This is a genomic window from Rhodococcus sp. AW25M09 (assembly GCF_000333955.1).
Taxonomy (GTDB): Bacteria; Actinomycetota; Actinomycetes; order Mycobacteriales; family Mycobacteriaceae; genus Rhodococcoides.
In genome coordinates, this window is the sequence record NZ_CAPS01000047.1 from 1 (window position 1) to 24,094 (window position 24,094).

Annotated in this window: 26 protein-coding genes; 16 read left to right on the forward strand and 10 right to left on the reverse strand. The window is 63.8% G+C overall.

The features are described 5' to 3' along the window. Positions 1 to 644 (forward strand): WYL domain-containing protein (locus tag RHODMAR_RS08530; protein ID WP_008713476.1); only part of this gene is annotated, 644 nt, incomplete at its 5' end. Between the two features lie 32 nt (positions 645 to 676). Here RHODMAR_RS08530 and RHODMAR_RS08535 read toward each other — a convergent pair. After that, complete coding sequence (locus RHODMAR_RS08535) at positions 677 to 1,000, reverse strand: putative quinol monooxygenase (RefSeq protein ID WP_042938470.1); 324 nt, start codon at positions 998 to 1,000, stop codon at positions 677 to 679. Between the two features lie 111 nt (positions 1,001 to 1,111). On the opposite strand from RHODMAR_RS08535, the gene ligD reads away from it, so the two are divergent. After that, positions 1,112 to 2,068 carry a non-homologous end-joining DNA ligase gene (ligD, locus tag RHODMAR_RS08540; RefSeq protein ID WP_008713479.1) on the forward strand — a complete coding sequence of 319 codons (957 nt, stop codon included), beginning with the start codon at positions 1,112 to 1,114 and terminating at the stop codon, positions 2,066 to 2,068. A gap of 70 nt (positions 2,069 to 2,138) precedes the next feature. Here ligD and argG read toward each other — a convergent pair whose 3' ends face one another. Then, positions 2,139 to 3,554 (reverse strand): argininosuccinate synthase, encoded by a 1,416-nt coding sequence (argG, locus tag RHODMAR_RS08545; protein ID WP_008713480.1) that lies wholly within the window; start codon positions 3,552 to 3,554, stop codon positions 2,139 to 2,141. Between the two features lie 168 nt (positions 3,555 to 3,722). Beyond that, positions 3,723 to 4,418 carry a FadR/GntR family transcriptional regulator gene (locus tag RHODMAR_RS08550; protein ID WP_042938471.1) on the reverse strand — a complete coding sequence of 232 codons (696 nt, stop codon included), beginning with the start codon at positions 4,416 to 4,418 and terminating at the stop codon, positions 3,723 to 3,725. A 123-nt stretch (positions 4,419 to 4,541) separates the two neighbouring features. On the opposite strand from RHODMAR_RS08550, the gene aspA reads away from it, so the two are divergent. The 4 genes from aspA to RHODMAR_RS26915 all read left to right on the forward strand — a co-directional run bounded on the left by aspA (position 4,542) and on the right by RHODMAR_RS26915 (position 8,687). Next, the gene (gene aspA, locus RHODMAR_RS08555; RefSeq protein WP_008713483.1) at positions 4,542 to 5,981 is read left to right on the forward strand and encodes an aspartate ammonia-lyase; all 1,440 of its coding nucleotides are present in this window, start codon (positions 4,542 to 4,544) and stop codon (positions 5,979 to 5,981) included. A 6-nt stretch (positions 5,982 to 5,987) separates the two neighbouring features. Then, entirely contained in the window at positions 5,988 to 7,412 is a 1,425-nt protein-coding gene (locus RHODMAR_RS08560) for an amino acid permease (protein WP_008713485.1), read from the forward strand. Continuing rightward, complete coding sequence (locus RHODMAR_RS08565) at positions 7,405 to 8,289, forward strand: asparaginase (protein WP_008713487.1); 885 nt, start codon at positions 7,405 to 7,407, stop codon at positions 8,287 to 8,289. The genes RHODMAR_RS08560 and RHODMAR_RS08565 overlap by 8 nt, the downstream gene beginning before the upstream one ends. 77 nt (positions 8,290 to 8,366) lie before the next feature. Further along, positions 8,367 to 8,687: a hypothetical protein gene (locus RHODMAR_RS26915; RefSeq protein ID WP_008713488.1), complete on the forward strand. Its 321-nt coding sequence runs from the start codon at positions 8,367 to 8,369 to the stop codon at positions 8,685 to 8,687. Here the strand turns inward: RHODMAR_RS26915 and RHODMAR_RS08575 are convergent. Beyond that, complete coding sequence (locus tag RHODMAR_RS08575; protein ID WP_008713490.1) at positions 8,652 to 9,458, reverse strand: MOSC domain-containing protein; 807 nt, start codon at positions 9,456 to 9,458, stop codon at positions 8,652 to 8,654. The genes RHODMAR_RS26915 and RHODMAR_RS08575 overlap by 36 nt on opposite strands. A 21-nt stretch (positions 9,459 to 9,479) precedes the next feature. Between RHODMAR_RS08575 and RHODMAR_RS08580 the strand changes: the two genes are divergently transcribed. Then, the gene (locus RHODMAR_RS08580) at positions 9,480 to 10,061 is read left to right on the forward strand and encodes an isochorismatase family protein (protein ID WP_008713492.1); all 582 of its coding nucleotides are present in this window, start codon (positions 9,480 to 9,482) and stop codon (positions 10,059 to 10,061) included. Position 10,062: 1 nt separating this feature from the next. Here RHODMAR_RS08580 and RHODMAR_RS08585 read toward each other — a convergent pair whose 3' ends face one another. The 3 genes from RHODMAR_RS08585 to RHODMAR_RS08595 form a co-directional block, all read right to left on the reverse strand. Further along, complete coding sequence (locus RHODMAR_RS08585; RefSeq protein WP_008713495.1) at positions 10,063 to 10,398, reverse strand: cupin domain-containing protein; 336 nt, start codon at positions 10,396 to 10,398, stop codon at positions 10,063 to 10,065. Beyond that, complete coding sequence (locus RHODMAR_RS08590; protein ID WP_051047895.1) at positions 10,395 to 11,627, reverse strand: globin domain-containing protein; 1,233 nt, start codon at positions 11,625 to 11,627, stop codon at positions 10,395 to 10,397. The genes RHODMAR_RS08585 and RHODMAR_RS08590 overlap by 4 nt, the downstream gene beginning before the upstream one ends. Positions 11,628 to 11,706: 79 nt before the next feature. Beyond that, positions 11,707 to 12,342, reverse strand: a complete 636-nt coding sequence (locus tag RHODMAR_RS08595) for a hypothetical protein (protein ID WP_042938475.1) — start codon at positions 12,340 to 12,342, stop codon at positions 11,707 to 11,709. A gap of 48 nt (positions 12,343 to 12,390) precedes the next feature. Here RHODMAR_RS08595 and RHODMAR_RS08600 point away from each other — a divergent pair, with 48 nt between their 5' ends. Continuing rightward, the gene (locus RHODMAR_RS08600) at positions 12,391 to 13,806 is read left to right on the forward strand and encodes a glucose-6-phosphate dehydrogenase (RefSeq protein ID WP_008713501.1); all 1,416 of its coding nucleotides are present in this window, start codon (positions 12,391 to 12,393) and stop codon (positions 13,804 to 13,806) included. A gap of 158 nt (positions 13,807 to 13,964) precedes the next feature. Then, a complete protein-coding gene (locus tag RHODMAR_RS28195; RefSeq protein WP_008713504.1) occupies positions 13,965 to 14,132 on the forward strand; it encodes a hypothetical protein in 168 nt (55 codons plus the stop codon). Between the two features lie 61 nt (positions 14,133 to 14,193). On the opposite strand, the gene RHODMAR_RS08605 is transcribed toward RHODMAR_RS28195, so the two are convergent. Together RHODMAR_RS08605 and RHODMAR_RS28200 are read right to left on the reverse strand one after the other, a co-directional pair. Further along, positions 14,194 to 14,400 (reverse strand): PspC domain-containing protein, encoded by a 207-nt coding sequence (locus RHODMAR_RS08605; protein ID WP_008713505.1) that lies wholly within the window; start codon positions 14,398 to 14,400, stop codon positions 14,194 to 14,196. After that, positions 14,397 to 14,657: a hypothetical protein gene (locus RHODMAR_RS28200; protein ID WP_157226033.1), complete on the reverse strand. Its 261-nt coding sequence runs from the start codon at positions 14,655 to 14,657 to the stop codon at positions 14,397 to 14,399. The genes RHODMAR_RS08605 and RHODMAR_RS28200 overlap by 4 nt, the downstream gene beginning before the upstream one ends. 23 nt (positions 14,658 to 14,680) lie before the next feature. On the opposite strand from RHODMAR_RS28200, the gene ppk2 reads away from it, so the two are divergent. From ppk2 to RHODMAR_RS08625, 4 genes are all read left to right on the forward strand, one after another. Continuing rightward, on the forward strand, positions 14,681 to 15,625 hold the full coding sequence (gene ppk2 / locus RHODMAR_RS08615) for a polyphosphate kinase 2 (RefSeq protein WP_042938477.1): 945 nt from the start codon (positions 14,681 to 14,683) through the stop codon (positions 15,623 to 15,625). A 424-nt stretch (positions 15,626 to 16,049) separates the two neighbouring features. Next, positions 16,050 to 16,181 (forward strand): hypothetical protein, encoded by a 132-nt coding sequence (locus RHODMAR_RS29385; protein WP_269744622.1) that lies wholly within the window; start codon positions 16,050 to 16,052, stop codon positions 16,179 to 16,181. A 322-nt stretch (positions 16,182 to 16,503) separates the two neighbouring features. Next, positions 16,504 to 17,337, forward strand: coding sequence for an alpha/beta hydrolase family protein (locus RHODMAR_RS08620; RefSeq protein ID WP_008713511.1), 834 nt, complete (start codon positions 16,504 to 16,506; stop codon positions 17,335 to 17,337). Positions 17,338 to 17,525: 188 nt separating this feature from the next. After that, on the forward strand, positions 17,526 to 18,533 hold the full coding sequence (locus RHODMAR_RS08625; RefSeq protein ID WP_042938498.1) for an alpha/beta hydrolase: 1,008 nt from the start codon (positions 17,526 to 17,528) through the stop codon (positions 18,531 to 18,533). 3 nt (positions 18,534 to 18,536) lie between these two features. Here the strand turns inward: RHODMAR_RS08625 and RHODMAR_RS08630 are convergent, their stop codons facing one another. Further along, on the reverse strand, positions 18,537 to 20,606 hold the full coding sequence (locus RHODMAR_RS08630; RefSeq protein WP_008713515.1) for a prolyl oligopeptidase family serine peptidase: 2,070 nt from the start codon (positions 20,604 to 20,606) through the stop codon (positions 18,537 to 18,539). Between the two features lie 114 nt (positions 20,607 to 20,720). Here RHODMAR_RS08630 and lpdA point away from each other — a divergent pair, with 114 nt between their 5' ends. From lpdA to RHODMAR_RS08645, 3 genes are all read left to right on the forward strand, one after another. Further along, positions 20,721 to 22,136, forward strand: coding sequence for a dihydrolipoyl dehydrogenase (gene lpdA / locus RHODMAR_RS08635; protein WP_008713517.1), 1,416 nt, complete (start codon positions 20,721 to 20,723; stop codon positions 22,134 to 22,136). Between the two features lie 297 nt (positions 22,137 to 22,433). Further along, positions 22,434 to 23,207 (forward strand): MlaE family ABC transporter permease, encoded by a 774-nt coding sequence (locus RHODMAR_RS08640; protein ID WP_442970041.1) that lies wholly within the window; start codon positions 22,434 to 22,436, stop codon positions 23,205 to 23,207. 13 nt (positions 23,208 to 23,220) lie between these two features. Continuing rightward, a complete protein-coding gene (locus RHODMAR_RS08645; RefSeq protein ID WP_008713521.1) occupies positions 23,221 to 24,093 on the forward strand; it encodes an MlaE family ABC transporter permease in 873 nt (290 codons plus the stop codon). Position 24,094 lies beyond the last annotated feature (1 nt).

The window sequence follows — 24,094 nt, forward strand, 5'->3', positions numbered from 1 at the left end:
AGTCACCGGGCATGGTGGCGCTGGCGGACCTGGTGCTGGTCGACAGCACCGCGTGGTTCGCCGACTCAGAGGCAGCGGTAGACGTATCGGATCTGGCCTCGACGCTGCGACGCCGACGACGGCTGCGAATCCAATACCGGCGCAGCGCCGAGAACCAGACCTCGTCTCGGGTGGTCGACCCATACGGGCTCGTGGCGACATCAGGCCGTTGGTATCTGATCGCCGATGACCAGGGGGAAGGTCGGCTGTTCGCTCTGGAACGACTTTCGGCTTACGAACAACTCGATGCTCCGGCAGTTCTCCGACCAAGCGAAACCCTGGATACCAAATGGTCTGCACTGAAGGAGCGCACCGAGGGGCAAGATCGCGTGAGCGTGACCGTCCGCCTACCAGAACATGGGCTCGACCTGGCGCGCCGCATTCTCGGCAACCGCGTCCATCATGTCTCCGAGGCGAAGAACGGTCGGTGCACTGTCGTCGTCCGCTACCCCGACATCGAGTCAGTGCGTCAGCTCCTCCAATTCGGTAACCACATCGAGGTACTCACCCCGGATGCAGCCCGCGAACGCATCGGTCAGCTCGCCAGAGACCTCGTCGAAAGACACTCGACGCCGGTCTCGTCACTGCCGACCGAAACGCCCTGAGCTCGATCGACGAACGTATTCGAGCGAACGACCTAGTCGACCGCGAGCTCGCCGAGTTCGTTCCAATCGGTGCCGTCCACCTCTTGGCTGATGATCTTGGGAGTTTCCTGCAGGTACGGCGGGAGATCCTTCTGCGCCTGCTTGAAATGATCCGACTGCACGTGTGCGCCGCCGGCATCTCCGTCCTTGAACGCTTCGACGAGGACGTACTCGGTGGGGTCGTCGAGGGTCCGCGACCAGAAGAACCACATGCATCCGTCTTCTGCCTGGCACGCCTGGGTGAAGTCGCGGGAGATCTCGGGCCAGTTGTCGGCATGCTCGGGCTTGACCTTGAACTTGGCGGTGATGAAAATCATCGTTTCTCCTCGTATCGATCGTGCTGGTGTAATTGTCGCGCCCTCGGCCGGGTGTACCCGAATGTGCAGATGGCAAGCCTCTGTCGGGACAGATCGCCTACCCTCGGTCTTATGGCCAGCAGCTCACCTGCGCTCGAGATTCCGGTCGGCGACCGCGTCGTACGAATCTCCAATCCGGATCGTGTGTATTTTCCCGAGAGCGGTGCCACCAAGCTCGATCTGGTGAACTACTACCTGAGCGTCGGCGACGGGATCGTCCGCGCGCTCCGGGAGCGGCCGTGCATGATGCATCGCTTTCCCAAGGGTCTGGCCGGAGACAAGGTGCACCAGAAGCGCGTTCCGAACGGTGCGCCGCCGTGGCTCGAGACGGTGCAGGTGACGTTCCCCCGCTACAACCGCACCGCGGACGAGCTGTGCGTGACGGAGTTGGCGCACGTGGCCTGGGCCGTACAGATGTCCACCGTCGAGTTTCATCCGTGGAACAGCCGCCGCGCCGATGTCGAGATGCCCGACGAGTGGCGCATCGACCTCGATCCGATGCCCGACTGCCCCTTCGACCGGGTCCGACGCGTTGCAGGCGTAGTGCACGAAGTATTGAAAGATCTGGGAGCGGTCGGCTGGCCGAAAACCTCGGGCGGGCACGGACTGCACATCTACGTGCGCATCGATCCGGCACATGGTTTCAAGGACGTGCGAAGGGCGGGACTGGCTTTCGCGCGGGAAGTGGAGCGCCGAGCGCCCGAGGACGTCACGACCACGTGGTGGCGCAAGGATCGCGACCCGTCGAAACTGTTCGTGGATTACAACCAGAATGCCCGCGACCACACCATCGCCAGCGCCTATTCGGTGCGCGGAAATCAACAGGCGACGGTGTCGACGCCGATCTCCTGGGAGGAGGTAGCCGACGTCGATCCGCGCGAATTCACGATGTTCACGGTGCCGGCCAGATTTGCCGAGCTGGGAGACCTGCATGCCGGTATCGATGACGCGGTGTTCGCGATCGACGAGCTACTCGAATGGGCGGAGCGAGACGAGCATCAGGGGCTCACCGAGCCCGCTGAAGACTGACCGCCGAACTCGCAGTTATGTAGGGAAATCGGCTGAAATCTGTACCTAACTGCGAGCTCGCGAAACAGGATCAGTCGGTACCGGACTCGATGGCGGCGTGATCGAGGGCGGAGGAATCCACGGAAGTGCCGGCGCTGCTGGCCGCGATGGCCTCGGCTCCGCCTGCGGGGAGTTCGCCGATCAGGTCGCCCCAGGCGGTGAGTTGATTCTGCTCCGCATACTGCTCGAGTTTGCTGCGCGAATCTGCGATGTCGAGGTTGCGCATGGTCAGCTGGCCGATGCGATCGCCGGGGAAGAATGCCTGGCCCTGGCTGCGTTCCATCGACAGCTTCTCGGGGTGGTAGCTGAAATTGGTGCCCTGGGTGTCGACGATGGTGAAGTCCTGGCCGCGGCGCAGCCGCACCGTCACACTGCCGCTGACGACATTGCCGACCCAGCGCTGCAGGCCCTCGCGCAGCATCAGTGCCTGCGGATCGAACCAGCGTCCTTCGTACAGCAACCGGCCCAGTCGACGGCCTTCGTTGTGGTACGACGCGACGGTGTCCTCGTTGTGGACGGCGTTGACGAGCCGCTCGTAAGTGATGTGCAGTAGCGCCATGCCGGGTGCCTCGTAGATACCGCGGCTCTTGGCTTCGATGATGCGGTTCTCGATCTGGTCGCTCATGCCGAGACCGTGTCGACCGCCGATAGCGTTGGCCTCCATGACGAGGTCGACGGGACTCTCGAAACCCTTGCCGTTGATGCGTACCGGTCGTCCGCGCTCGAACTCGACGGTGACTTCCTCGGCGGCGATCTCCACCTCCGGGTCCCAGAATCGGACACCCATGATGGGGCTGACGATCTCGAGGGAGGTGTCGAGGTACTCGAGGCTCTTGGCCTCGTGGGTGGCACCCCAGATGTTGGCGTCGGTGGAGTACGCCTTCTCGGCGGAGTCGCGGTAGGGGAGTGTGCGTTGGGTGAGCCACTGCGACATCTCGTGTCGACCGCCCAGCTCGGCCACGAACGCCTCGTCCAGCCACGGCTTGTAGATCCGCAGCTGCGGGTTGGCGAGCAGGCCGTAGCGGTAGAACCGCTCGATGTCGTTGCCCTTGTAGGTAGAGCCGTCGCCCCAGATCGAGACGCCGTCCTCCTGCATCGCGCGCACCAGCATGGTGCCGGTCACCGCGCGGCCGAGCGGGGTGGTGTTGAAGTACGTCTGCAGTGACGATCGGATGTGGAACGCGCCGCAGGTCAGTGCGGCCAGGCCTTCTTCGACGAGCGGCTCACGGCAGTCGATGAGCCGGGCCTGCTCGGCCCCGTAGGCCAGGCCGCGCTCGGGTACATCGGACAGATCCGGTTCGTCGTACTGGCCGATGTCGGCGGTGTACGCGTACGGGACAGCGCCGTGCTCGCGCATCCAGGCCACGGCCACCGAGGTGTCGAGGCCGCCGGAGAATGCAATGCCGATTCGTTCGCCGACAGGGAGGGAGTTCAGTACCTTCGTCACGGCTCGCAGCTTAGTAGGGGTCGTTCCGCAGGCTCCACTCCCGGTTGCTAGGGGTCGTTCCGCAGGCTCCACTCCCGGTTGCTAGGGGTCGTTCCGCAGGCTCCACTCCCGGTTGGCAGGGGTCGTTCCGCAGGCTCCACTCCCGGCCCATCGGGCGGCCGCGCAGCGTCACCCGCGCAGTGACTCCACAGCGCCGCGGACGGCGCTCAGATGGTCGGTCATGGCCTGAGCAGCGGCGGTATAGCTGCCCGAGCGAATGCCCTCGACGATCGCGTCGTGCTCGCGGTTGGATTGCTGTTGGCGATGCGCGACGAGGTTGAGGGTTTCGGACTGGCGGGTCAGCGCGCCGCGGATATCGACGATGATCGCCTCGAACACGCGATTCTTGCTGGCTCTGGCGATGGCGGTGTGGAACTGGCCGTCGAGTGTGACCCAGGTCTGCTGGTCGTCCTCCCCGCGCATCTCCTCGGTCAGTCCGAGCAGGATCTGCAGATCCTCCTCGGTGTGCCTCTCGGCCGCCCAGCCGGCGGCGGGAATCTCGACGTGTGGCCGCGCTTCCATGAGTTCGCGGGCCGCATAGTTTCCGATGTCGAGATCGCCGGTCACCCGATCGGCGATGACGAACGTTCCTCGGCCGGTTTTGGTTTCGGTCAGACCCAGGGCCGTGCAGGATCTGAGGGCCTCGCGGATCACCGAGCGGCTGACGCTGTGGCGTGTGGCCAGCGCGGCCTCGGCAGGCAGTTTCTCACCGACGGCCACCCGGCCTGACACGATCGCATCGCGCAGGTCCGCGAACACGGCCTCGGCGGCGCTCACCCTCGTGGTGATCGGCGGACTGACCGCCCAGCTGTCGGACAGGTTCATGTCTGGATCGTCCCCTCCGGTTTCGTGCGGGTCAAGCCGGGTGTTGACGTGACGAGTGTCCTGGTTCACACTTAACCTGTCAGACAGCCGGACAGCTGGACACCCTCACCTAGGAGCGCAACCGTGGCCGATACCCGCATCGAGAAAGATCTTCTCGGGGAACGTGATATCCCGACGAGCGTGTATTGGGGAATCCACACTCTGCGAGCCCTCGAGAACTTCCCCATCACCGGGCGTCCGATCTCCACCAACGGCCACCTAGTCCGCGGACTCGCGGCGGTGAAGTGGGCGGCCGCGTCGGCCAACCAAGATCTGGGAATCCTCGACGCCACCCGCGGCGAGGCCATCCGCACGGCCTGCCAGGAGATTCTCGACGGCAATCTGCACGATCAGTTCGTCGTCGACGTCATCCAGGGCGGCGCGGGCACCTCGACCAACATGAACGCCAACGAGGTCATCGCGAACCGGGCCCTGGAAATCCTCGGGCACGCACACGGCGACTACAGCATGCTGCACCCCAACGAGCACGTGAACGCCTCGCAATCCACCAACGATGTGTACCCGACGTCGGTGAACATCGCGACCATCTTCGCCGTGCACGAACTCATCGCCTCGATGAAGGTGTTGCGGGACTCGTTCGGCCGCAAAGCATCCGAGTTCGCCACCGTCGTCAAGATGGGCCGCACTCAGCTGCAGGACGCGGTGCCGATGACTCTCGGCCAGGAGTTCGGCACGTACGCGATCATGATCGACGAGGATTGCTCGCGGCTCGAAGAAGCAGCGCTGCTGGTGCACGAGATCAACCTCGGTGCCACCGCCATCGGCACCGGTCTCAACGCCCCCGCCGGGTACACCGAATCGGCCGTCGCGCATCTGCGCACCATCACCGGCCTGCCCCTCGTCACCGCGACGGATCTCATCGAGGCAACGCAGGATGTGGGCCAGTTCGTGCACCTGTCCGGTGTGCTCAAGCGCGTTGCGGTGAAGCTGTCGAAGATCTGCAACGATCTGCGGCTGCTGTCCTCCGGTCCGCGGGCCGGCTTCAACGAGATCAATCTTCCTCCGATGCAGGCCGGTTCGTCGATCATGCCCGGCAAGGTCAATCCCGTCATTCCCGAGGTGCTCAACCAGGTTGCGTACGAGGTGATCGGCCACGACGTGACGATCACGATGGCCGCCGAGGCAGGGCAGTTGCAGCTCAACGCTTTCGAGCCGATCATCGTCAAATCCCTGTCCGACGGCATGGCGCACCTGAGTGCCGCGTGCCGCACCGTCGCGCATCGATGCGTGGACGGCATCACCGCCAACGTAGACCTGCTGCGGGAGCGCGTGGAGAACTCCATCGGTCTGGTCACCGCACTGAGCCCCTATCTCGGATACGTGGAATCCACTGCTATTGCCCAGGAAGCTCTCGTCAGCGGCCGCAACGTCGTCGACCTCGTACTCGAGAAGGGACTGTTGGCCCGCGAGGAACTGGATCGACTACTCAGTCCCGAGCATCTCGCCAACCTGCGGGTGGCTCCAGTCGAGCATGCAGATGCTCCCGAGACGTCGACGAGGTAGCGGCACATGAGCATCGAGAATCGTAGGGCCTTCAGCGAAGAAGACCTCGGGTACCGAAAAGAACTGGCACCGCGTCAGATTCAGATGATTGCTATCGGTGGCGCGATCGGCACCGGACTCTTCCTCGGCGCAGGTGGGCGGCTGCGTGATGCCGGGCCGGCGCTGGTGCTGGTGTATGCGCTCTGCGGTTTCTTCGCCTTCCTCATACTGCGTGCGCTGGGCGAGCTGGTGATGCACCGTCCCACATCGGGATCGTTCGTCTCCTATTCTCGTGAGTTCTTCGGTGAGAAAGTCGCTTTCGTTGCCGGTTGGCTCTATTGGATGAACTGGGCGATGACGGCCGTCGTCGATGTCACAGCCGTGGCGTTGTACATGAATTTCTTCAAGAAGTACTGGGCACCGATCGGAGACGTGGACCAGTGGGTGTTCGCACTCGCGGGCCTGATTCTGGTACTCGGGTTGAATCTGGTGTCGGTCAAGGTGTTCGGTGAGCTCGAGTTCTGGTTCGCGCTGATCAAAGTCGTTGCACTGGTGACGTTCCTGGCGATCGGTGTGTACTACGTCATCTTCGGCACGCCCATCGACGGGCAGGCCACCGGACTGAGCGTCCTCACCGACAACGGTGGTCTCATCCCCAACGGTTTGCTTCCCGCGATCGTGGTGATCCAAGGTGTCGTCTTCGCCTATGCCTCCATCGAACTGGTCGGTACCGCCGCGGGTGAGACGGCCAATCCGGAAAAGGTCATTCCGAAGGCGATCAACACGGTCATCGTCCGCATCGTGGTGTTCTACGTCGGATCGGTGCTGCTGCTCTCGCTGCTCTTGCCGTACACCAGCTACCAGGCGGGGGAGAGTCCCTTCGTCACCTTCTTCGGTGCCATCGACGTCGAAGGGGCCGATGCGATCATGAACCTCGTCGTGCTCACAGCGGCGCTGTCCTCGCTCAACGCCGGGCTGTATTCGACCGGAAGAATTCTGCATTCGATGGCCGTGGCGGGTTCGGCTCCGAAATTCGCGGCCCGGATGAACAAGGCCGGTGTGCCGTACGGCGGGATCGCCCTGACCTCGGTGGTGACGCTCCTCGGTGTCGTGCTCAATGCGATCGTTCCCGCGCAGGCGTTCGAGATCGTGCTCAATATGGCGGCGCTCGGCATCATCAGTGCGTGGGCGGTCATCGTGGCCTGCCAGCTGAAGTTCTGGTCCCTTTCGCGAACCGGGGCGGTGACGAGACCGACGTTCCGGATGTTCGGTGCCCCATACACTGGAATCGCGACGCTAGGCTTCCTGGCGTGTGTACTGGTGCTGATGGCCTTCGACAAACCCGTCGGAACCTGGACCGTGGCGTCGATCCTGATCATCGCACCGATGTTGGTGGGCGGTTGGTACCTGTGCCGCAACAGAATTCGAGAGGTGGCTGCCCGTAGTGAGTGAGCACGTATCGTTGTTGACCACCGGCGGCACGATCGCCAGTAGTCGCGACGAGCACGGGGTGTCTCGTCCGGTGGCAGGGTTCGGCGCCGATGTCGACGGTGTTCGGGTGCGCGAGGTGATGTCCAAGGACAGCTCCGCGTTGGACCTCTCGGATCTCGACACCATCCGCCAGGCGGTGTCGGATGCGCTTGCCGAGGACGGCTGCGTGGGCGTAGTGGTGCTGCACGGCACCGACACGATGGAGGAGTCGGCGCTGTATGTCGATCTGTTCCACGAAGACGACCGCCCGGTGGTGTTCACCGGCGCGCAGCGAACGGCTGATCATCCCGATCCGGACGGCCCGAGCAACATCGCCGCGGCAGTTGCGGCGGCGCAGTCCGAACATGGCGTGCTGATCGCCTTCGGCGGGCGATTGCTGGCCGCTCGCGGTGCGATCAAGAAGCACACCTCGGAGCTCGATGCGTTCCGGTCGGCGGCGCTACCTCGACCGAATCCTCTGCAGTGGAGGCCTATTGCCGGTGTTCGGGTGGACATCGTCGCCTTGTATCCGGGCGCAGACGGTGCACAGATCGAAGCCTGCCGCGGGGCCGGGGCGTCGGGCATCGTGCTCGAGGCGTTGGGCTCGGGGAACACCAATGCCCGCGTCGTGCGTGCGGTGCGGGAGGCGGTGGCTGCCGGGGTGCACGTGGTCGTCACCACGCGAGTGCCGTTCGGTGAGACCTCGTCGACGTACGGCGGCGGTGGCGGTGGGCACGATCTGCTCGACGCGGGCGCGGTGTTCTCTCGGGAGTTGCGGGCGGGCCAGGCGCGGATCCAGTTGGCGGCGCTCATTGCTTCGGAAGCCAGTGTGATGGTTGTCCACAATTGCTTCTCGTAGTCGGGAATGCGATTGCCGGAGCGAACAGTCGACAGCCAGGGCACCATGCCCACGCGTAACCGTTACTCTGGGTAACTATGGGCATTCTGGAGATCGAGTTCGCCCCGCACTGGGTGAATGCATCGCTGGTGCGCACGTTCGCCCGGCCGTTCGTGACCATCGACGGCACCGAGCATCGGCAGTCGTGGTCCGAGTCGTCGAGCTACGAGGTGCAGCCAGGTGCTCATGAGGTGACGGCGTTCATTCGTTACCGTGGCACGAAAGTTGCGCTGGGTACCGGCCGACGGACGGTGACAGTCGATGCAGGGCAGTATGTTTCGCTGCGGGCGCGCAACGGCTGGGCCAATCACATGCCGTTCGAGCTAGAGTTCCGACTCGCCCCAGGTCTCGACGCTTAGTTCGTCGCCCACTGTCACCGTGCCCTCGTGCACCACCGAGAACTTCGACCCGAAGGCGACGCCCTTCTGTCGAGCGCGGCGGTAGGTGCCCAGCGTGCGCAGGGGTTCGGGGCCGGCCCGCTCACCGGTCGTCTGTTCGACGGTGGTGACGGCGCACCTGATGGCCAGTTTGGTGTACGCGAGGCGAGCGGATCCGATGCCGACTTCTCGAACCTCGTCTTCTCGATGGGGTTCTTCCCAGCCGTCGATCACGATGTTGGGGCGAAAGCGATCCATCGGCAATGCGACGTCGAGCTTGGAATTGAGGCCGGCAAGCGTGGCGGTCGAGAGGATGTGCACAGCCGAGCTGTCCGCGAATTGCGCTGAGCCGGGCGATATTCCGTCGGTGATGCGGCCGAGGTCATGCGGCGCTGCGACCAGCCTCGAGGGTTCTCGCAGAACCTCTCCGAGCCAGTCTGCGACCTCGTCTCCTTGATCGATCCCGCGCATCGGCGCGGCGAACATGGTGACCTCGCGCGCTGCCGAGTCCCGGTCGACGGCCACGGTCACCGAACCGGTCGACGGGTGTTCGAGAGTCAATGCGGTGTCCGTCACCGAGCACCGCACGAGCGCGAGCGCGGGGTCGCTGCGTTGGCTGCGAAACGCGCCGTCGGCGTCGACGATCATGAACGCCCGATCGTGTTCGAGACCGGTGGCGCCCACGCGGGCAGAATCGAGCGCGGCACCTGCGCATCCCTTGACGGGGTAGGTCACCAGAGACGATACGTGCACGCGTCGAGGATACTGGGGTCCATGACACGTGCTCTGTTGGTAGTGGATGTGCAGAACGACTTCACCGAGGGCGGTGCGCTGGCGGTGACCGGGGGTGCGGAGGTCGCACGCAAAATCAGTGCGTATCTGGCGCGCCACGGTGACGAGTACGACCTCGTGGTGTCCTCGCGCGATTGGCACGACGCCGGCAACGACAACGGTGGTCACTTCGCGACCGCCGCCGCCCCGGATTTCGTCACCACGTGGCCGGTGCATTGCGTCGCAGGCACAGTCGGTGCCGAGTATCACCCGGACTACGCCACCGGCTCCGTGGACGTCCACGTCTACAAGGGGCAGGGCAAACCGTCGTACTCGGCGTTCGAGGGTGTCACCGAGGACGGGACGAGCCTCACCGAAGTACTGACCGCCAACGAGGTCACCGACATCGATGTCGTCGGGCTGGCCACCGACTACTGCGTCCTGGCCTCGGCCCAAGACGCCGTTGCCGGCCGCTTCGACGTTCGCGTGCTCACCGACCTCGTCGCCGGAGTTGCGCCCGAGACCTCCGCCGCAGCTCTCGACGATCTGCGCCGGGTGGGCGCGGCGGTGGTCCTGGGGCCGTAATTCAGGCGGCGGTGACCACGGTGGTCAGCAGAACAGCCGCATCGGTAGTGGCGCGCAGTGAGTGTGGTGCATCGGGAACGGTCAACAGGTCGCCGGTCGTTCCGCTCCACACGTCGCTACCGCTGACCAGCTCGATACGTCCGGACAGGACCTGCACGGTGGCCTCTCCGGGGTTGTTGTGTTCGGACAGTTCCGCGCCGGCCGCGAGTGCGATGAGCGTCTGGCGAAGTGTGTGCTCGTGGCCGCCGTACACCGATGTCGCCGACCGACGCGAATTCGCAGCGGTGGCCTCGGCAATCTTCTCGCGTGCGATGGCGTCGAGCGAAATCTTCTTCATGCTGTCACCGTGGCGGGAGACCAGAGGTCCGGTCCGAACACCTCGTAGGAGATGCGCTCCGGGGGCACGCCACGCCCCAGCGCCGCGAGGCGGACGGCGCGCAGGAACGGCAGTGGCCCGCAGCTGAGCACGTGGGTGTCCGCGGTGAAGTCGATCAGTTCGAGGTCCATCAAACCCACGTTTGACGTCGGGTCGTCGGCATCGAGGATCTCGTACCAGGAGTGAGAGACCACGTCGTCGAGTGCCTTTGCGGTAGTGGCAATCTCACCGCGCAACGCGTGGTCGGATCGGCTGCGGTCGGCATGGGCGAGCGTCAGGGGCCGGTCGGGCTGGGTGCGGGCGAGATGCTCGACGAGCGGTAGAACGGTGGTGATCCCGGCGCCGGCTGTTGCGATCAACAGTGGACCGACACCAGCAGGTACACCGAAATCACCTGCAGGACCGCTTACTTCGAGAATGTCTCCTACCGCTACGGAGTCCTGGAGGTGGGTCGACACCTGTCCGGGCGGACCGTTGCGCACCTGCGCCACCGTGATCTGGAGGCGGGTATCGGACGCGAGCGAGGAGACGCTGTACTGGCGCGGCTGTCTGGTGCCGTCGGCGAGGTCGACGAACACAGTCACGTACTGGCCGGCAGCGGGTGCGGGGAGTGGTGCGCCGTCGGCGGGTTCGAGGACGAGCGAGACCGTGCCGGGGCTTTCCTGCGTGCGTCGCACGACGCGATAGGGCCGCAACGGATTGTGCGGGTCGATGCCTGCGGCCGCGTACAGACGCGCTTCGGTTGCGATGAGCTGGGTGGCGAAAAGCCAGTAGACCTCGTCCCACGCTGCTGCGATCGCCGGGGTGGTCGCGGCTCCGAGGATGTCGGCCACGGCACCGAGCAGGTGCCGGCCGACGAGGGTGTACTGCTCCGGAGTGATGCCGAGTGTGATGTGTTTGCCCGCGATGCGGCGCAGCACCGGATCGAACGACGGTGCATCCGGGTCGATCAGCTGGACGGCATAGGCCACTACCGACGCAGCAAGGGCCCTACTCTGCTCGCCGGTTTCTTGGTTCGCGCGATTGAACAGTCGCCACAGCTCGGGGCGCTCGCCGAGCATCGACTCGTAGAAGCGCGCACTGATCTGTTCGGAGTGTTCCGCCACCACGCCGGCCGTGGCTCGAACCACAGATTCGGCGGCCGGCGAGAGTGCGGGATGGGCAGGACGAGGTGGCGCGGTAAGACTCACGCCACAACCCTGTCCGCGGCATGCCCGGGCAAACAGCCCCGTACGTCCCGACACCGAGGGACCTTCGTCCCCCAGTGCGCTAACTGTCGATCGTCGTGGTGATGGTGGTGACCGACGGTGCGGCGGGGGTGCTACCGAACCCGAATGTCACCGGGGGAGTGACGGGTGTGAGCGAACCGAGGTCTTTGCCCTGCCAGGATGCCTGCACATCGATGACGCGATGTTGTCCGCGAGCGCCGTAGTACTCGCGTCGGCCCCCACCGGCGCTGCCGCGGGTACGTACTCCCCGCAGCACCACACGGGCGATGGGGTCGCTGATCGCGCAGAACCACGGTGCCGTGGACACCGCGTCGGGGACGAGGGTCAACGCGCGGCCGAGAACGGTGGGTCCGGCAACGCGGATCCGCACCGAGAGGTCGCCGGCCTGCACCGATCGCCATCCGCCGGGAGTGGAGCCCGCGGAACGACCCAGGCCGTCCGGCTCGGCGGCAAAAGTCACCGGAACGAGTTCGGTGGCGTCGAATGTGTATGTGGCGGTGACGAATTCCCGAACGTCCTCGTTGGGTGCGACGAGTAGGCGTCGTCCGTCCGCGAATTGGATCATGACGTCGGTGAACTCCCCGAGTGGCGACCTCGTCCAATGTCCGACGACGATCCGCACACCCGACGTCGTCCCTACCCCGTAGATCTCACCGTGAAACCGTGATCTGGTCATCTTCGTGCACTCTCACCTCGTCGGCCTATGCGGTGCATAGTGGAGGTCATGGCGTCCTCTCAACCCACTGTATTCGTCCTGTTCGGCGCAACCGGAGACCTCGCGAAGCGAATGGTCCTGCCGTCGTTCTACCAACTCCACCTCGAAGGGCTGCTGCCCGAGAAATGGGTCCTGATCGGCAACGGCCGTAAGGACACCTCCGACGACGAGTTCCGCGACCACGTGCGCAAGGGGCTCGACGAGTTCGCCGAGAACGTGGCCGAGGACGATTGGTCCGAGTTCTCCGAACGAATTCGTTTTGCGGGCAACGGCTTCACCGTCGACGATCCCGGTGATCTGCCGGGTGTCGTCGCCGAGGTGAAGAAGAAGATCGGCGACGATGCCCAGCTCGTGCACTACATCGCGCTTCCGCCGAGCACCTTCGTCGACTACACGAAAGCCCTCGGTGCACACGACCTGGCCGACGGCGCACGAGTGGTCTACGAGAAGCCCTTCGGTACCTCGCAGCGCAATTTCGAAGAACTCGACAAGGCCGTCCACGAGGTCGTCGAGGAAGACCAGGTCTATCGAATCGACCACTTCCTGGGTAAGGAAGCGACGCAGAACCTGCACGTACTGCGGTTCGCGAACGGCATGATCAGCGGTATCTGGAACGCCGAGCATGTGCAGCAGGTGCAGATCGACGTACCCGAGACGCTCGACATCGACGACCGTGCGGAGTTCTACGACGCCACCGGTGCTGTGCTGGACATGCTCGTCACCCACCTGTTCCAGGTCGCGGCCGAGGTGGCGATGGAGCCGCCTGCATCTCTGAAGGCCGACGATCTGCAATCGGCTCGCGAGACGGTGATCGGACAGTTCCGGCCGCTCGACACCGACGAGGTGGTCCTCGGTCAGTACGACGGCTACCTCGACGTCGAGGGTGTCGACGACAACTCGACGGTCGACACGTTCGTTGCGGCCAAGTTGTGGGTCGACACCGACCGCTGGCGTGGGGTTCCGTTCCTGCTGCGCACCGGAAAAATGCTGGGTGTCAGCGAGCAGCGCGTCTCGCTGGTGTTCCGCAAGCCGTCGGACAGTCCGCTGGGCGAGCTGCCGGACGACGGCGCGGTGCTCTCGTTCGACCTGTCCGGTGATGGCCGCATCGACATGGCGATGACGGTCAAGGAACCGGGGCCGGACTTCGACCTGTCCGTGGGACACCTGGCGCTGCCGCTGAAGTCGGTGCCCGATGCCGAGCCGCTCAGCCCGTACTCGCGCCTGATCCTCGATGTGCTCAGCGGCGACCGCTCGCTGTTCACCCGGCCCGACGGTCTCGCTCACGTGTGGGACGTGGCCGCACCGTTGTTGAACGACCCGCCCGCCGTGAAGAGCTACGCACCCGGTTCGATGGGACCGGCCGAGGCCGACGACCTGGCGGGACCCTGTGGTTGGTTGATCACCGGGAAGGCACAGGACCGATGAAAATCAGTTCCAGCCAGTAGGTTTTCTGGCGTCAAACAGTCGGTGGGTCCTTTTTGTCCGAAACGATGGACTGAACCGTGTTCGGAACGTTATGTTTCTGCCGCCCGGGTCACACTTCCGACTCAGGCCACAGACACGCCTTCGAAAGGTTCTCCCTCATGTTTCTTGATCTCATCCTCGGTCTGCTCGGCGGCGGCACCGAAGGCGGCGGCATCCTGGGCCCCATCACCGACGGAATCAGCGACGGAATCTCCGCGGGCATCGCCGAGGCGATCACCGGGCTGTTCACCGGTAGCGCCGAGGGAATCTCCAGCGCCGCAAGCTAGTCGACTGCAAAACCCCGGACCGGTTGTTCAGGTCCGGGGTTTTGTCGTGTTCGGACTGCTCTCATGGACGACGCGGTATCAGCATCAATGCTGCGAGATAGATCAGCACTACGGTGCCACCGGTGAGGACCGCGCCGGCAACGGTAGCGAGTCGGACGATGTTGACGTCCCAGTCGAAATACTCCGCGATGCCGCCGCACACACCTCCGATCATCTTGTGCGAGCTGGACAGGGTGAATTCTCTGGGTGAACCGCTCTCGAATGTCATGGTGAAAAGTCTGCGTCATCAGTACCTTTCGGCACATCGGGGCTTTCACCCATATGGACCCCGAGAAGCGAATCGTCTGGAATGGGGCACTGAACAAGATCGATGACTTTTACGCCGCCGGCGCTGGACCGGTCGTCGGTGTGGGGATTACGGTCGGCAGTGTTCGCCGCTTCCGGTCCGTCCCCCTTGCAGACCGGAAGCGGCGTCACCGAGCCAGGATGCGTCAGGTGTTCACCGAATCGCCATCGTTCGGTCACCGATGAGCACTAACTTTCGACGCATGACCGACATTGATCTCCGAAACGGTGAGGCTCCGCGCGCGAATTTGAGCGATTTGCTCGATATCACCAAGGCAGTCGATCTTGCCGACACATCGGGTTTCACGGTCGACGACTCCGATGACGACGACCCTGTGCTGCTGACGGTTCCCGACGGCCACGTCGTCGACACCTGGCGTGAGAACTACCCGTACGACGAACGCATGACCCGGGTGGAATACGAGGCCGAGAAGCGCCTCCTGCAGATCGAACTGCTCAAGCTGCAGATGTGGACCAAGGAGACCGGGCGACGCCACGTCATCGTCTTCGAAGGCCGGGACGCCGCCGGCAAGGGTGGCACGATCAAGCGCTTCATGGAACACCTCAATCCGCGTGGTGCCAGCGTTGTCGCGCTGGAGAAACCGTCGGTCCGTGAGTCGACGGAATGGTACTTCCAGCGCTACATCGCGCACCTGCCCGCGGCCGGGGAGATCGTCATGTTCGACCGCTCCTGGTACAACCGAGCAGGCGTCGAGCGGGTGATGGGCTTCTGTACCGACGAGCAGCACGCCCACTTCGTCAGGCAGGCACCGCTGTTCGAGCAGATGCTGGTGGACGAGGGCATCAGTTTGACCAAATTCTGGTTCTCGGTGTCGCAGCACGAGCAGCGCACCCGCTTCGCCATCCGGCAGGTCGACCCGGTGCGGCAGTGGAAGCTATCCCCGATGGACCTTGCCTCGTTGGACAAGTGGGACGCATACACCGCAGCGAAGGAAGAGAGCTTCCGCGCCACCGACACCGATATCGCGCCATGGACGGTGGTCAAGAGCAACGACAAGAAGCGCGCCCGAATCAACGCAATGCGCTTCGTGCTCAACAAGTTCGACTACGCCAACAAAGACCCCGAAATCGTCGGTGAAACCGACCCTCTGCTCGTAGGACGCGCCAAAGACGTGATCGGCGAATAGTTTTCGTCGCAATCTCCGTTGAGGCGTGGGGAAAGAATGTCTTCGCAGTCGCGAATTGTCACCGCAGTGATGCGCCGCAGGCGAGCGTGCGGTAGGAACAAGTGAGGTCGTATTGCCTACGGCTGTACTTGCATACGAGCATCGGGAGATCCCATGGGTTCAGCAGCACAGTTCATTTCAGACATCGCCACCGGCGTCTACGAGGGCTTTGTCGACGCAGTCGTCGAACAGATCCTCGGCGTGCTGACGTCCGGTAGCGCCGCGTAGTCGTCCCGTGGATGTCGCGGTCGTCGTCCGGGCGGCCGCGACACCTCGGTAGCGTCACCGTTTTGTGATGGGCTACCAAGATTTTCGACTTTTACCGTCATTTCCGTATTCAAAGCGTGACCCACTGAGGTAGAAATCTTCTTGCAGAGATCATCGCGTGACACCGGTCACAGTCGATCTGCACACCCCCCTCGAAGAAGGAGCGCAACGCATGTCCGCTGACCTCGGATCCATTTTCCAGATCCTCCTCGCACTGTTCAGTGCCGGTAGCTCCGACGCCCCGGTCTGATCGCCCAGAGTTTTCTCGAATGACCGGTACCCACCCTGTCGTAGGTGCCGGTCATTCGTTCGTTCGAAACATTGTCCAGCTCCGACAGATTCGGTCGCGGTCCGGTACACATGGAGTGCCGGCGCGGCCAACGTCCGGCATCGTCGGGACCATCATGGAGGCATTGTGCTCGAACAAATTGTCGGATTCATCAACAGTCAGTTGTTCTGGTTCAGTTGGTCGACCGGGAGCTTTCACCCGATCATCCTCTGAGTCCGACGCCCCGGATCGGCGTCGGTCCCGCGGCAGCGTCGGCGGGGACTGCTCGGCATAGGGTTGCCCGATGCAGACGGTTCCCATTCAGATGCCCGACGGTTCGACGGTGCCGGTGTCGCTGTTTCCCGGCGAAGGCCGTGACGATGCGCCCGTGATCGTCGTTCTTCCCGGTCTGGGGATTCCCGGGGGCTACTACCGCTTGTTCGCCGAGGCACTGGTAGCTCGGGGATTTCATGCCGCCATCGGCGACCTGCGGGGTCAGGGAGACAGCGAGCCGAAACCGAGCTCGGCGAGTCGGTACGGGTATCAGGAACTGGTGTCGGTCGACTTTCCCGCGATTTTCGAAGTGGTTCGGGAACAGTTCCCGGAGGCGACGCCGTACCTGCTCGGGCACAGTATGGGTGGGCAACTCGGGTCGATGTACGCCGCCCGCATCAGGGGCAGGCTCGGCGGATTGATCCTGGTGGCGTCCGGGTCGCCGTATCACCGAGGCTTCGGCACGACCCGCGGTGTCCCGCTGTACGTGGGCGCAGCCGCGATGGCAATCACCAGCAGCATCGCCGGGTTCTGGCCGGGGGATCGGATCAACATCGGCGGCTTCGGTCGGCAGTCACGCGTCCTCATCGAGGACTGGTCGCGGTTCGCGCGTAACGGATCGATCGAGCCGGCGGGGGCAGACATGGACTACGAGGAGCGTATGGGCCGTCTGACGCTTCCGGTGCTGGCGGTGACCATCGAAGGCGACGACCTAGCGCCTCGCGGCTCGATGGACAATCTCGTCCGCAAGCTCGGCAATGCCGACGTCACCTCGAAACATGTGGACGAGCAACTCGGCCACAATGGTTGGATCCGCAATCCCACAGCGGTGGCCGACCTCGTCGCCGACTGGATGCACCGTTGATACGTTCGGATTAATTTTCGGTCATCTCACTTGCTTTCGGTAAATACTGCACACTTCTGGTTCGTTTTGGTGTAGACAGTGTTTGAACCAGCAATTGTTCGACGACGTTAGTGAGCACGACTATGAACGGCCAGGGGGATTCGGTTCATCGAAGCGGCGGTGGGGTCAGACTCTTCCGCTCGGCAGTGATGAGAAGGTTGGCCGTCGTCTGGGTGGCTACCTGTGTAGCAGCCGCGGTTCACCCGATCGCCCACGCAGCCCCCGTCGACCCGATCTCGCTTCCGCCGACATCGTCCTACGTGGTGCGCACCGAGGTTGCCGACGACGTCGCGATGACCGCGTTCGTTCACTCTGCGGCGATGGATCGCACGATCCGTTTGAAGATTCTGCGGTCGCCCGACCGAACTGCACCGAGCCCCACGCTGTACCTGCTCAACGGCGCGGGCGGGGGAACCGACGGCATGGACTGGTACACCCAGACCGACGTCGTGTCGTTCTTCGCCGACAAGAACATCAACGTGGTGACACCCGTCGGAGGGGCCTACTCGTACTACACGGACTGGCAACAGGACGATCCCGTGCTGGGACGCAACAAGTGGGAGACGTTCCTGGTGGACGAACTGCCTCCACTCATCGACGAGCTGTTGGACACCGACGGCCGCAACGTCATCGCGGGCATCTCGATGGCGGCAACCTCGGTGTTGAATCTGGCCGCCCACAACCCGGGCCTGTATCGAGCCGTCGGTTCGTACAGTGGGTGCGCGTCTACCACCGACACCCTGGGCAGGGCGTACGTCAAGACCGTCGTGTCCATGGCGCTGGGGGCCGACGTGAGCAACATGTGGGGGCCGGACAACGATCCGGACTGGCGACGCAACGACGCGATCGTCAATGCCGAAAAGCTACGCGGCACAGCGTTGTACATCTCCAACGGCAGCGGTTTGGCCGGAGCGTCGGACACCCTCGACGGAACCAATCCCAACGGTCCCGGTTTCGTGCTGCTCAACCAGATGGTGGTGGGCGGCGCTATCGAGGTCGCCACCGGCGACTGCACCCGACGGTTGAAGTCCACACTGGAACGACTCGACATACCTGCTCACTTCGAGTTGCGCCCGAAAGGCACCCACTCGTGGGGCTACTGGCAGGACGACCTGCACGACTCGTGGCCGATGTTCGAGCAGGCCCTGGCCGGCTGACCCTCAGTCCTGCTCGAGTTGCCGCCACAGGAACTCGTAGGACAACGCAGTCTTGAACGCCAGCTGCGCATTGTCCGACGCCCCGCCGTGCCCACCCTCGATGTTCTCGTAGTAGCTCACATCATGGCCGAGTGCTGCCAGCAGCGCGGTCATCTTGCGGGCGTGTCCGGGGTGGACGCGATCGTCGCGGGTCGAGGTCGCGATCAGGATCGGTGGGTAGCGGCGCTCGGCTGCGGGCACCACATTCTGGTACGGGGAGTACTGCGAGATGAACTCCCACTCGGCTGGGTCGTCCGGGTCGCCGTACTCGGCCACCCAGGATGCGCCTGCGAGCAGCAGGTGGTAGCGCTTCATGTCCAGGAGCGGTACCTGGCAGACCAACGCGCCGAACAGTTCCGGGTACTTCGTCAGCATGGTGCCCATCAGTAGGCCACCGTTGCTGCCGCCCTGGGCTGCCAACTGCGCGGTGGTGGTGATGCCGCGGGTCACCAGATCTCGCGCGACGGCGGCGAAATCCTCGTGGACGAGGTGCCGTCCGGCACGCAGTACCTGGGTGTGCCAGTCGGGACCGTACTCGCCGCCGCCGCGGATGTTGGCGACGACGTAGGTGCCTCCTCTCTCGAGCCAGGCACGGCCGGCCGCCCCGCTGTAACCGGGTGTCATCGATATCTCGAAGCCGCCGTAGCCGTACAGCAGGGTGGGACCTGGTCCGGTGTCGGCGCGGCGCACGACGAAGTAGGGGATCTGGGTTCCGTCGTCCGAGCGGGCGAAGAACTGCTCCACCGTCATACCGTCGGCGTCGAAGAATGCCGGCGCCTGTTTGAGGATCTCCAGTTCTGCTCCCACGGTTCCGATCAGAAGAGTCGCCGGGGTCAGGTATCCGGAAGAGGACAGGAAGAACTCGTCACCGTTCTCCTCGGCGTCGGTGCCGACGATCTCGGTGGTGGTCAATTCCGACAACCCCTCGATTGTGGTCGTGTCCCACTCCCTCGTGCGCCTTTTGCACCCCTCCAGGGGTGCAAAAGGCGCACGAGGGGTGAGGACCTGCAATTGTGTTCGCACGTCGCGCAGCGTGACCAACAGCAGATGGTTCTCGGTCCAGGCGTATTGGTGCAGCGAGGTGCGCGAATCCGGAGCGAACAGAACGGTCATGGCTGTCGAGCCGCTCATGAATTCGTCGAACTCCGCAGCGAGCAGCGCGCCGGCCGGATGGGTCGTGTCGCCGATCGTCCACGGCGTCATGGTGCGCACCAGCAGCCAGTTCTCGTGCACCGATGTCGAGGCATCGGTGGGGGTCGGGATCCGGGTCAGCGCTGATCCGTCGAGCACGTAGGTCTCGGAGTTGTAGAAGTCGGTGGCGCGCTGAACGAAGTCGCGCTCGAATCCCGGTGTGCGATCGTGCCAGGCAGAGATCGAGATGTCCTGGGCTTCACCTTCGAAGACGGTCTCGGCGTCGGTGAGGGGAGTGCCCCGCCGCCACCGTTTGGCGATTCGCGGGTAGCCCGATTCGGTCAGAGTTCCCGACCCGAAATCGGTTCCGACGAAGACGGTATCGGCGTCGATCCAGCCGATGTCGGTCTTGGCCTCGGGCAGTGCGAACCCGCCGTCCTCCGGGGCGCGAAACGTGCGCGAGTCGATGTCGAATTCTCGGACCACCGTCGCGTCGGCACCGCCGCGGGAGAGCGTGATCAGCGCCAGCCGCTGATCGGGGCGCAGGACCTGAGCGCCGCCCCAGACCCAGTTCTCGCCCTCGTTCTCGGCCAGCGCGTCGAGATCGAGCAGAACGTCCCACGCCGGATCCTCGGTTCGATACTCGTCCATCGTGGTTCGACGCCAGAGACCGCGCACGTGCTCGCCGTCGCGCCAGAAGTTGTACAGAAACTGCCCCCGGCGACGGGCGTACGGAATGCGTGCATCGGTGTCGAGAACCTCACGGATACGAGACTCGGTGACGTCGAATGCGTCTCCGGCCAGCGCCTCGGTGGTCACGGCGTTGCGAGAGCGAACCCAATCGAGAGCCTTCTCGTCGGTGACGTCTTCGAGCCAGAGGTACGGGTCGTCCGAAATTGCCATTCCACAGTTCTAGCAGCAGGAGAGCTGTCGAGCGCTGTGTGCTCGAGTGCCTACCGGCGGGTAACGAAGACCAGGTCGAGACAGTGCGGCGCAGCACGACTACGATCGGGACCCGTGACCTCACACTATGACGTCGTTGTCCTCGGAGCCGGTCCCGGTGGGTACGTCGCTGCTATCCGCGCGGCACAACTCGGACTCAGCACCGCAATCATCGAGAAGAAGTACTGGGGCGGTGTCTGCCTGAACGTGGGCTGCATCCCCTCGAAGGCTCTGCTCCGTAACGCCGAGCTGGCGCACCTGTTCACCAAAGAGGCGAAGGTGTTCGGTATTTCGGGTGAAGCGTCCTTCGACTTCGGTGCCGCGTTCGACCGCAGCCGCAAGGTCGCCGACGGCCGCGTCAAGGGCATCCATTTCTTGATGAAGAAGAACAAGATCCCCGAGTACGACGGCAAGGGAACGTTCACCGACGCCAACACCATCGAGGTCGAGCTGTCCAAGGGCGGCACCGAGACGGTCACGTTCGACAACGCGATCATCGCCACCGGCAGCACCACCAAGTTGCTCCCGGGAACCGAGCTGAGCAAGAACGTCGTCACGTACGAAGAGCAGATCATGACCAAGGATCTGCCGGGATCGATCCTCATCGTCGGTGCCGGTGCCATCGGCATGGAGTTCGGGTACATCCTGAAGAACTACGGCGTCGAGGTGACCATCGTCGAGTTCCTCGATCGCGCGCTCCCCAACGAGGACGCCGACGTGTCGAAGGAAATCGAGAAGCAGTACAAGAAGCTCGGCGTCAAGATCATGACCGGCGCTGCCGTGCAGAGCATCGACGACGACGGCTCCAAGGTCACCGTCGCAGTCAAGAACAACAAGTCCGGTGAGACCGAGTCGATCACTGTCGACAAGGTGATGCAGTCCGTCGGCTTCGCCCCGCGCGTCGAAGGCTTCGGTCTCGACAAGACCGGCGTGGAGCTCACCGATCGCGGAGCCATCGGCATCACCAACACGATGCAGACCAATGTCCCGCACATCTACGCCATCGGCGACGTCACGGCCAAGCTCCAGCTCGCCCATGTCGCGGAGGCACAGGCCGTCGTGGCGGCCGAAACCATCGGCGGCGCAGAGACATTGCCGATCGACGACTACCGGATGATGCCGCGTGCGACGTTCTGTCAGCCGCAGGTCGCCAGCTTCGGTCTCACCGAGGCCCAAGCGCGCGAGGAGGCGCAGGCTCGCGGCTCGGACATCAAGGTCGCGAACTTCCCGTTCGCCGCGAACGGCAAGGCGCACGGTTTGGGCGATGCCACCGGCTTCGTCAAGCTCATCGCCGACACCGAGCACGGCGAACTGCTCGGTGGCCACCTCATCGGACCGGACGTCTCGGAGCTGCTGCCGGAGCTGACCCTGGCCCAGAAATGGGACCTCACGGTCAACGAGCTGGCACGCAACGTGCACACGCACCCGACGCTGTCGGAGGCACTGCAGGAAGCGATCCACGGCCTCGCCGGGCACATGATCAACTTCTGATCTTTTCGTCGACAGCAACGGCGGCGACCACTTCGGTGGTCGCCGCCGTTGTCGTCGGTGCCCCGAGCTGGGTCGGTACCTGAGTCCTCATTCGACCTGGCCGAAGTCTGTGACTTTTCATAGCACCCGTAAGTGATGAAAACGTCACCCACTCGACCGCCAGCTGATAATTTCCCATCTCGGCGCATCGACCGTTTCGGTGCGGGGGAACTTCGCACCAGCAGGTGCGCGCGTCGCAGGGGGATGTGAGCTCAGTTGGCAATCCGGTCGAATTCGGTCGACTTCGGTCGCTCGCGTGTGTTCACCGGATTTCGTACTTTCGGCCGCGCGCTGGAGCTGGCCCTCGATGCCTTCGTTCACCTGATCGGCGACATCGTTCGATTGCGTCATCCGTGGCGTGATTCTGTCGATCAGGCGTGGTTCGTGATCACCGTCACCGCGGTTCCCGCCATCCTCGTCTCCATTCCGTTCGGGGTCATCGTCTCGGTGCAGGTGGGTTCGCTCACCGACCAGATCGGTGCTACGTCGATCGCCGGTGCCGCAGGCGGTCTCGGTGTGATCCGGCAGGGCGCGCCGATCGTCGCCGCGTTGCTTCTCGGTGGGGCCGCCGGTTCGGCCATCGCAGCGGACCTGGGATCGCGCACGATCCGCGACGAGATCGATGCTCTGAAAACCATGGGAATCGACCCGGTACGACGCCTTGTCGTCCCCCGACTCGCGGCGATTCTGTTCGTCGCACCGATGTTGTGCATTCTGATCATCTTCATGGGTATCGCCGCCGGGTACATGATCAACGTCGGATTTCAGGGCGGCACACCGGGTAGCTACATCTCCTCGTTCGCGTCCTTCGCGTCGGTCGGTGATCTGGTGGTCGCCTTGATCAAGACCGAGATCTTCGGTGTCATCGTCGTCATCGTCGCCTGCCAACGCGGTTTCGCCGCCGTGGACGGACCTCGTGGTGTCGCCAATGCCGTCAATGCTGCTGTCGTCGTCGGAGTGATCTCGGCCTTCACGGTCAATGTGGTCATCACTCAGTTGGTAGCCATGTTCATGCCTCAGAAGCTGGGATAGAGGAACCGAGTCGATGGCAACACCATCTCGCTATTCGCCGCACGGCACCGTCCTCGTCGGCCGGTACGTCCGGCGATTGGGACGTGTCCCCGGCTCGATGCTGCAGGCGCTCGGTCATCAACTGACCTTCTGCCTGCAGGTGCTCACTGCCATTCCGCACACCGTGCGCACCTACCGTCGACAGATGATGCTGATCCTCAGCGATATCACCTGGGGCAGTGGGGCAATCGTGGTCGGCGGCGGCACCGCCTCGGTTCTCGTCGTGCTCGGTATCGCGGTGGGTGCATCCATCGGGATCGAAGGGTTCAACACGCTCGGAATGGTGGGTATGGAACCGCTCACCGGTTTCGTCTCCGCCTACGCCAGCACCCGTGAGCTGGCCCCGATGGTCGCGGCCATCGGATTCGCCGCGCAGGCCGGCTGCCGGATGACCGCAGAGATCGGTGCGATGCGAATCTCGGAGGAAATCGATGCGCTCGAGGCGCAGGGTATTCGTTCGATTCCGTTCGTCGTCACCACGCGAGTGATTGCGGGCATCATCACCATCGTTCCGCTCTACCTGCTGACGTTGATCCTCAGTTACGTTGCGTGCCAGGTAGTTGTCAGCGTGTTCAACGGGCAGTCCTCGGGCACCTACGATCATTACTTCACGGCATTTCTGCAGCCGATGGACGTCGTCTGGTCGTTGCTGAAGGCGACGATATTCGTCATCACCATCATCTTGATCCACGGCTATCAGGGCTATTACGCATCCGGTGGACCGGAGGGCGTGGGGCGCGCGTCGGGTCGGGCCATTCGAGCGAGTTTGATTGCCGTCGTCGTCCTGGACATGATCTTGACGATCGTGCTGTGGGGATTCGATTCGGGGATAAGGATTTCGGGATAAT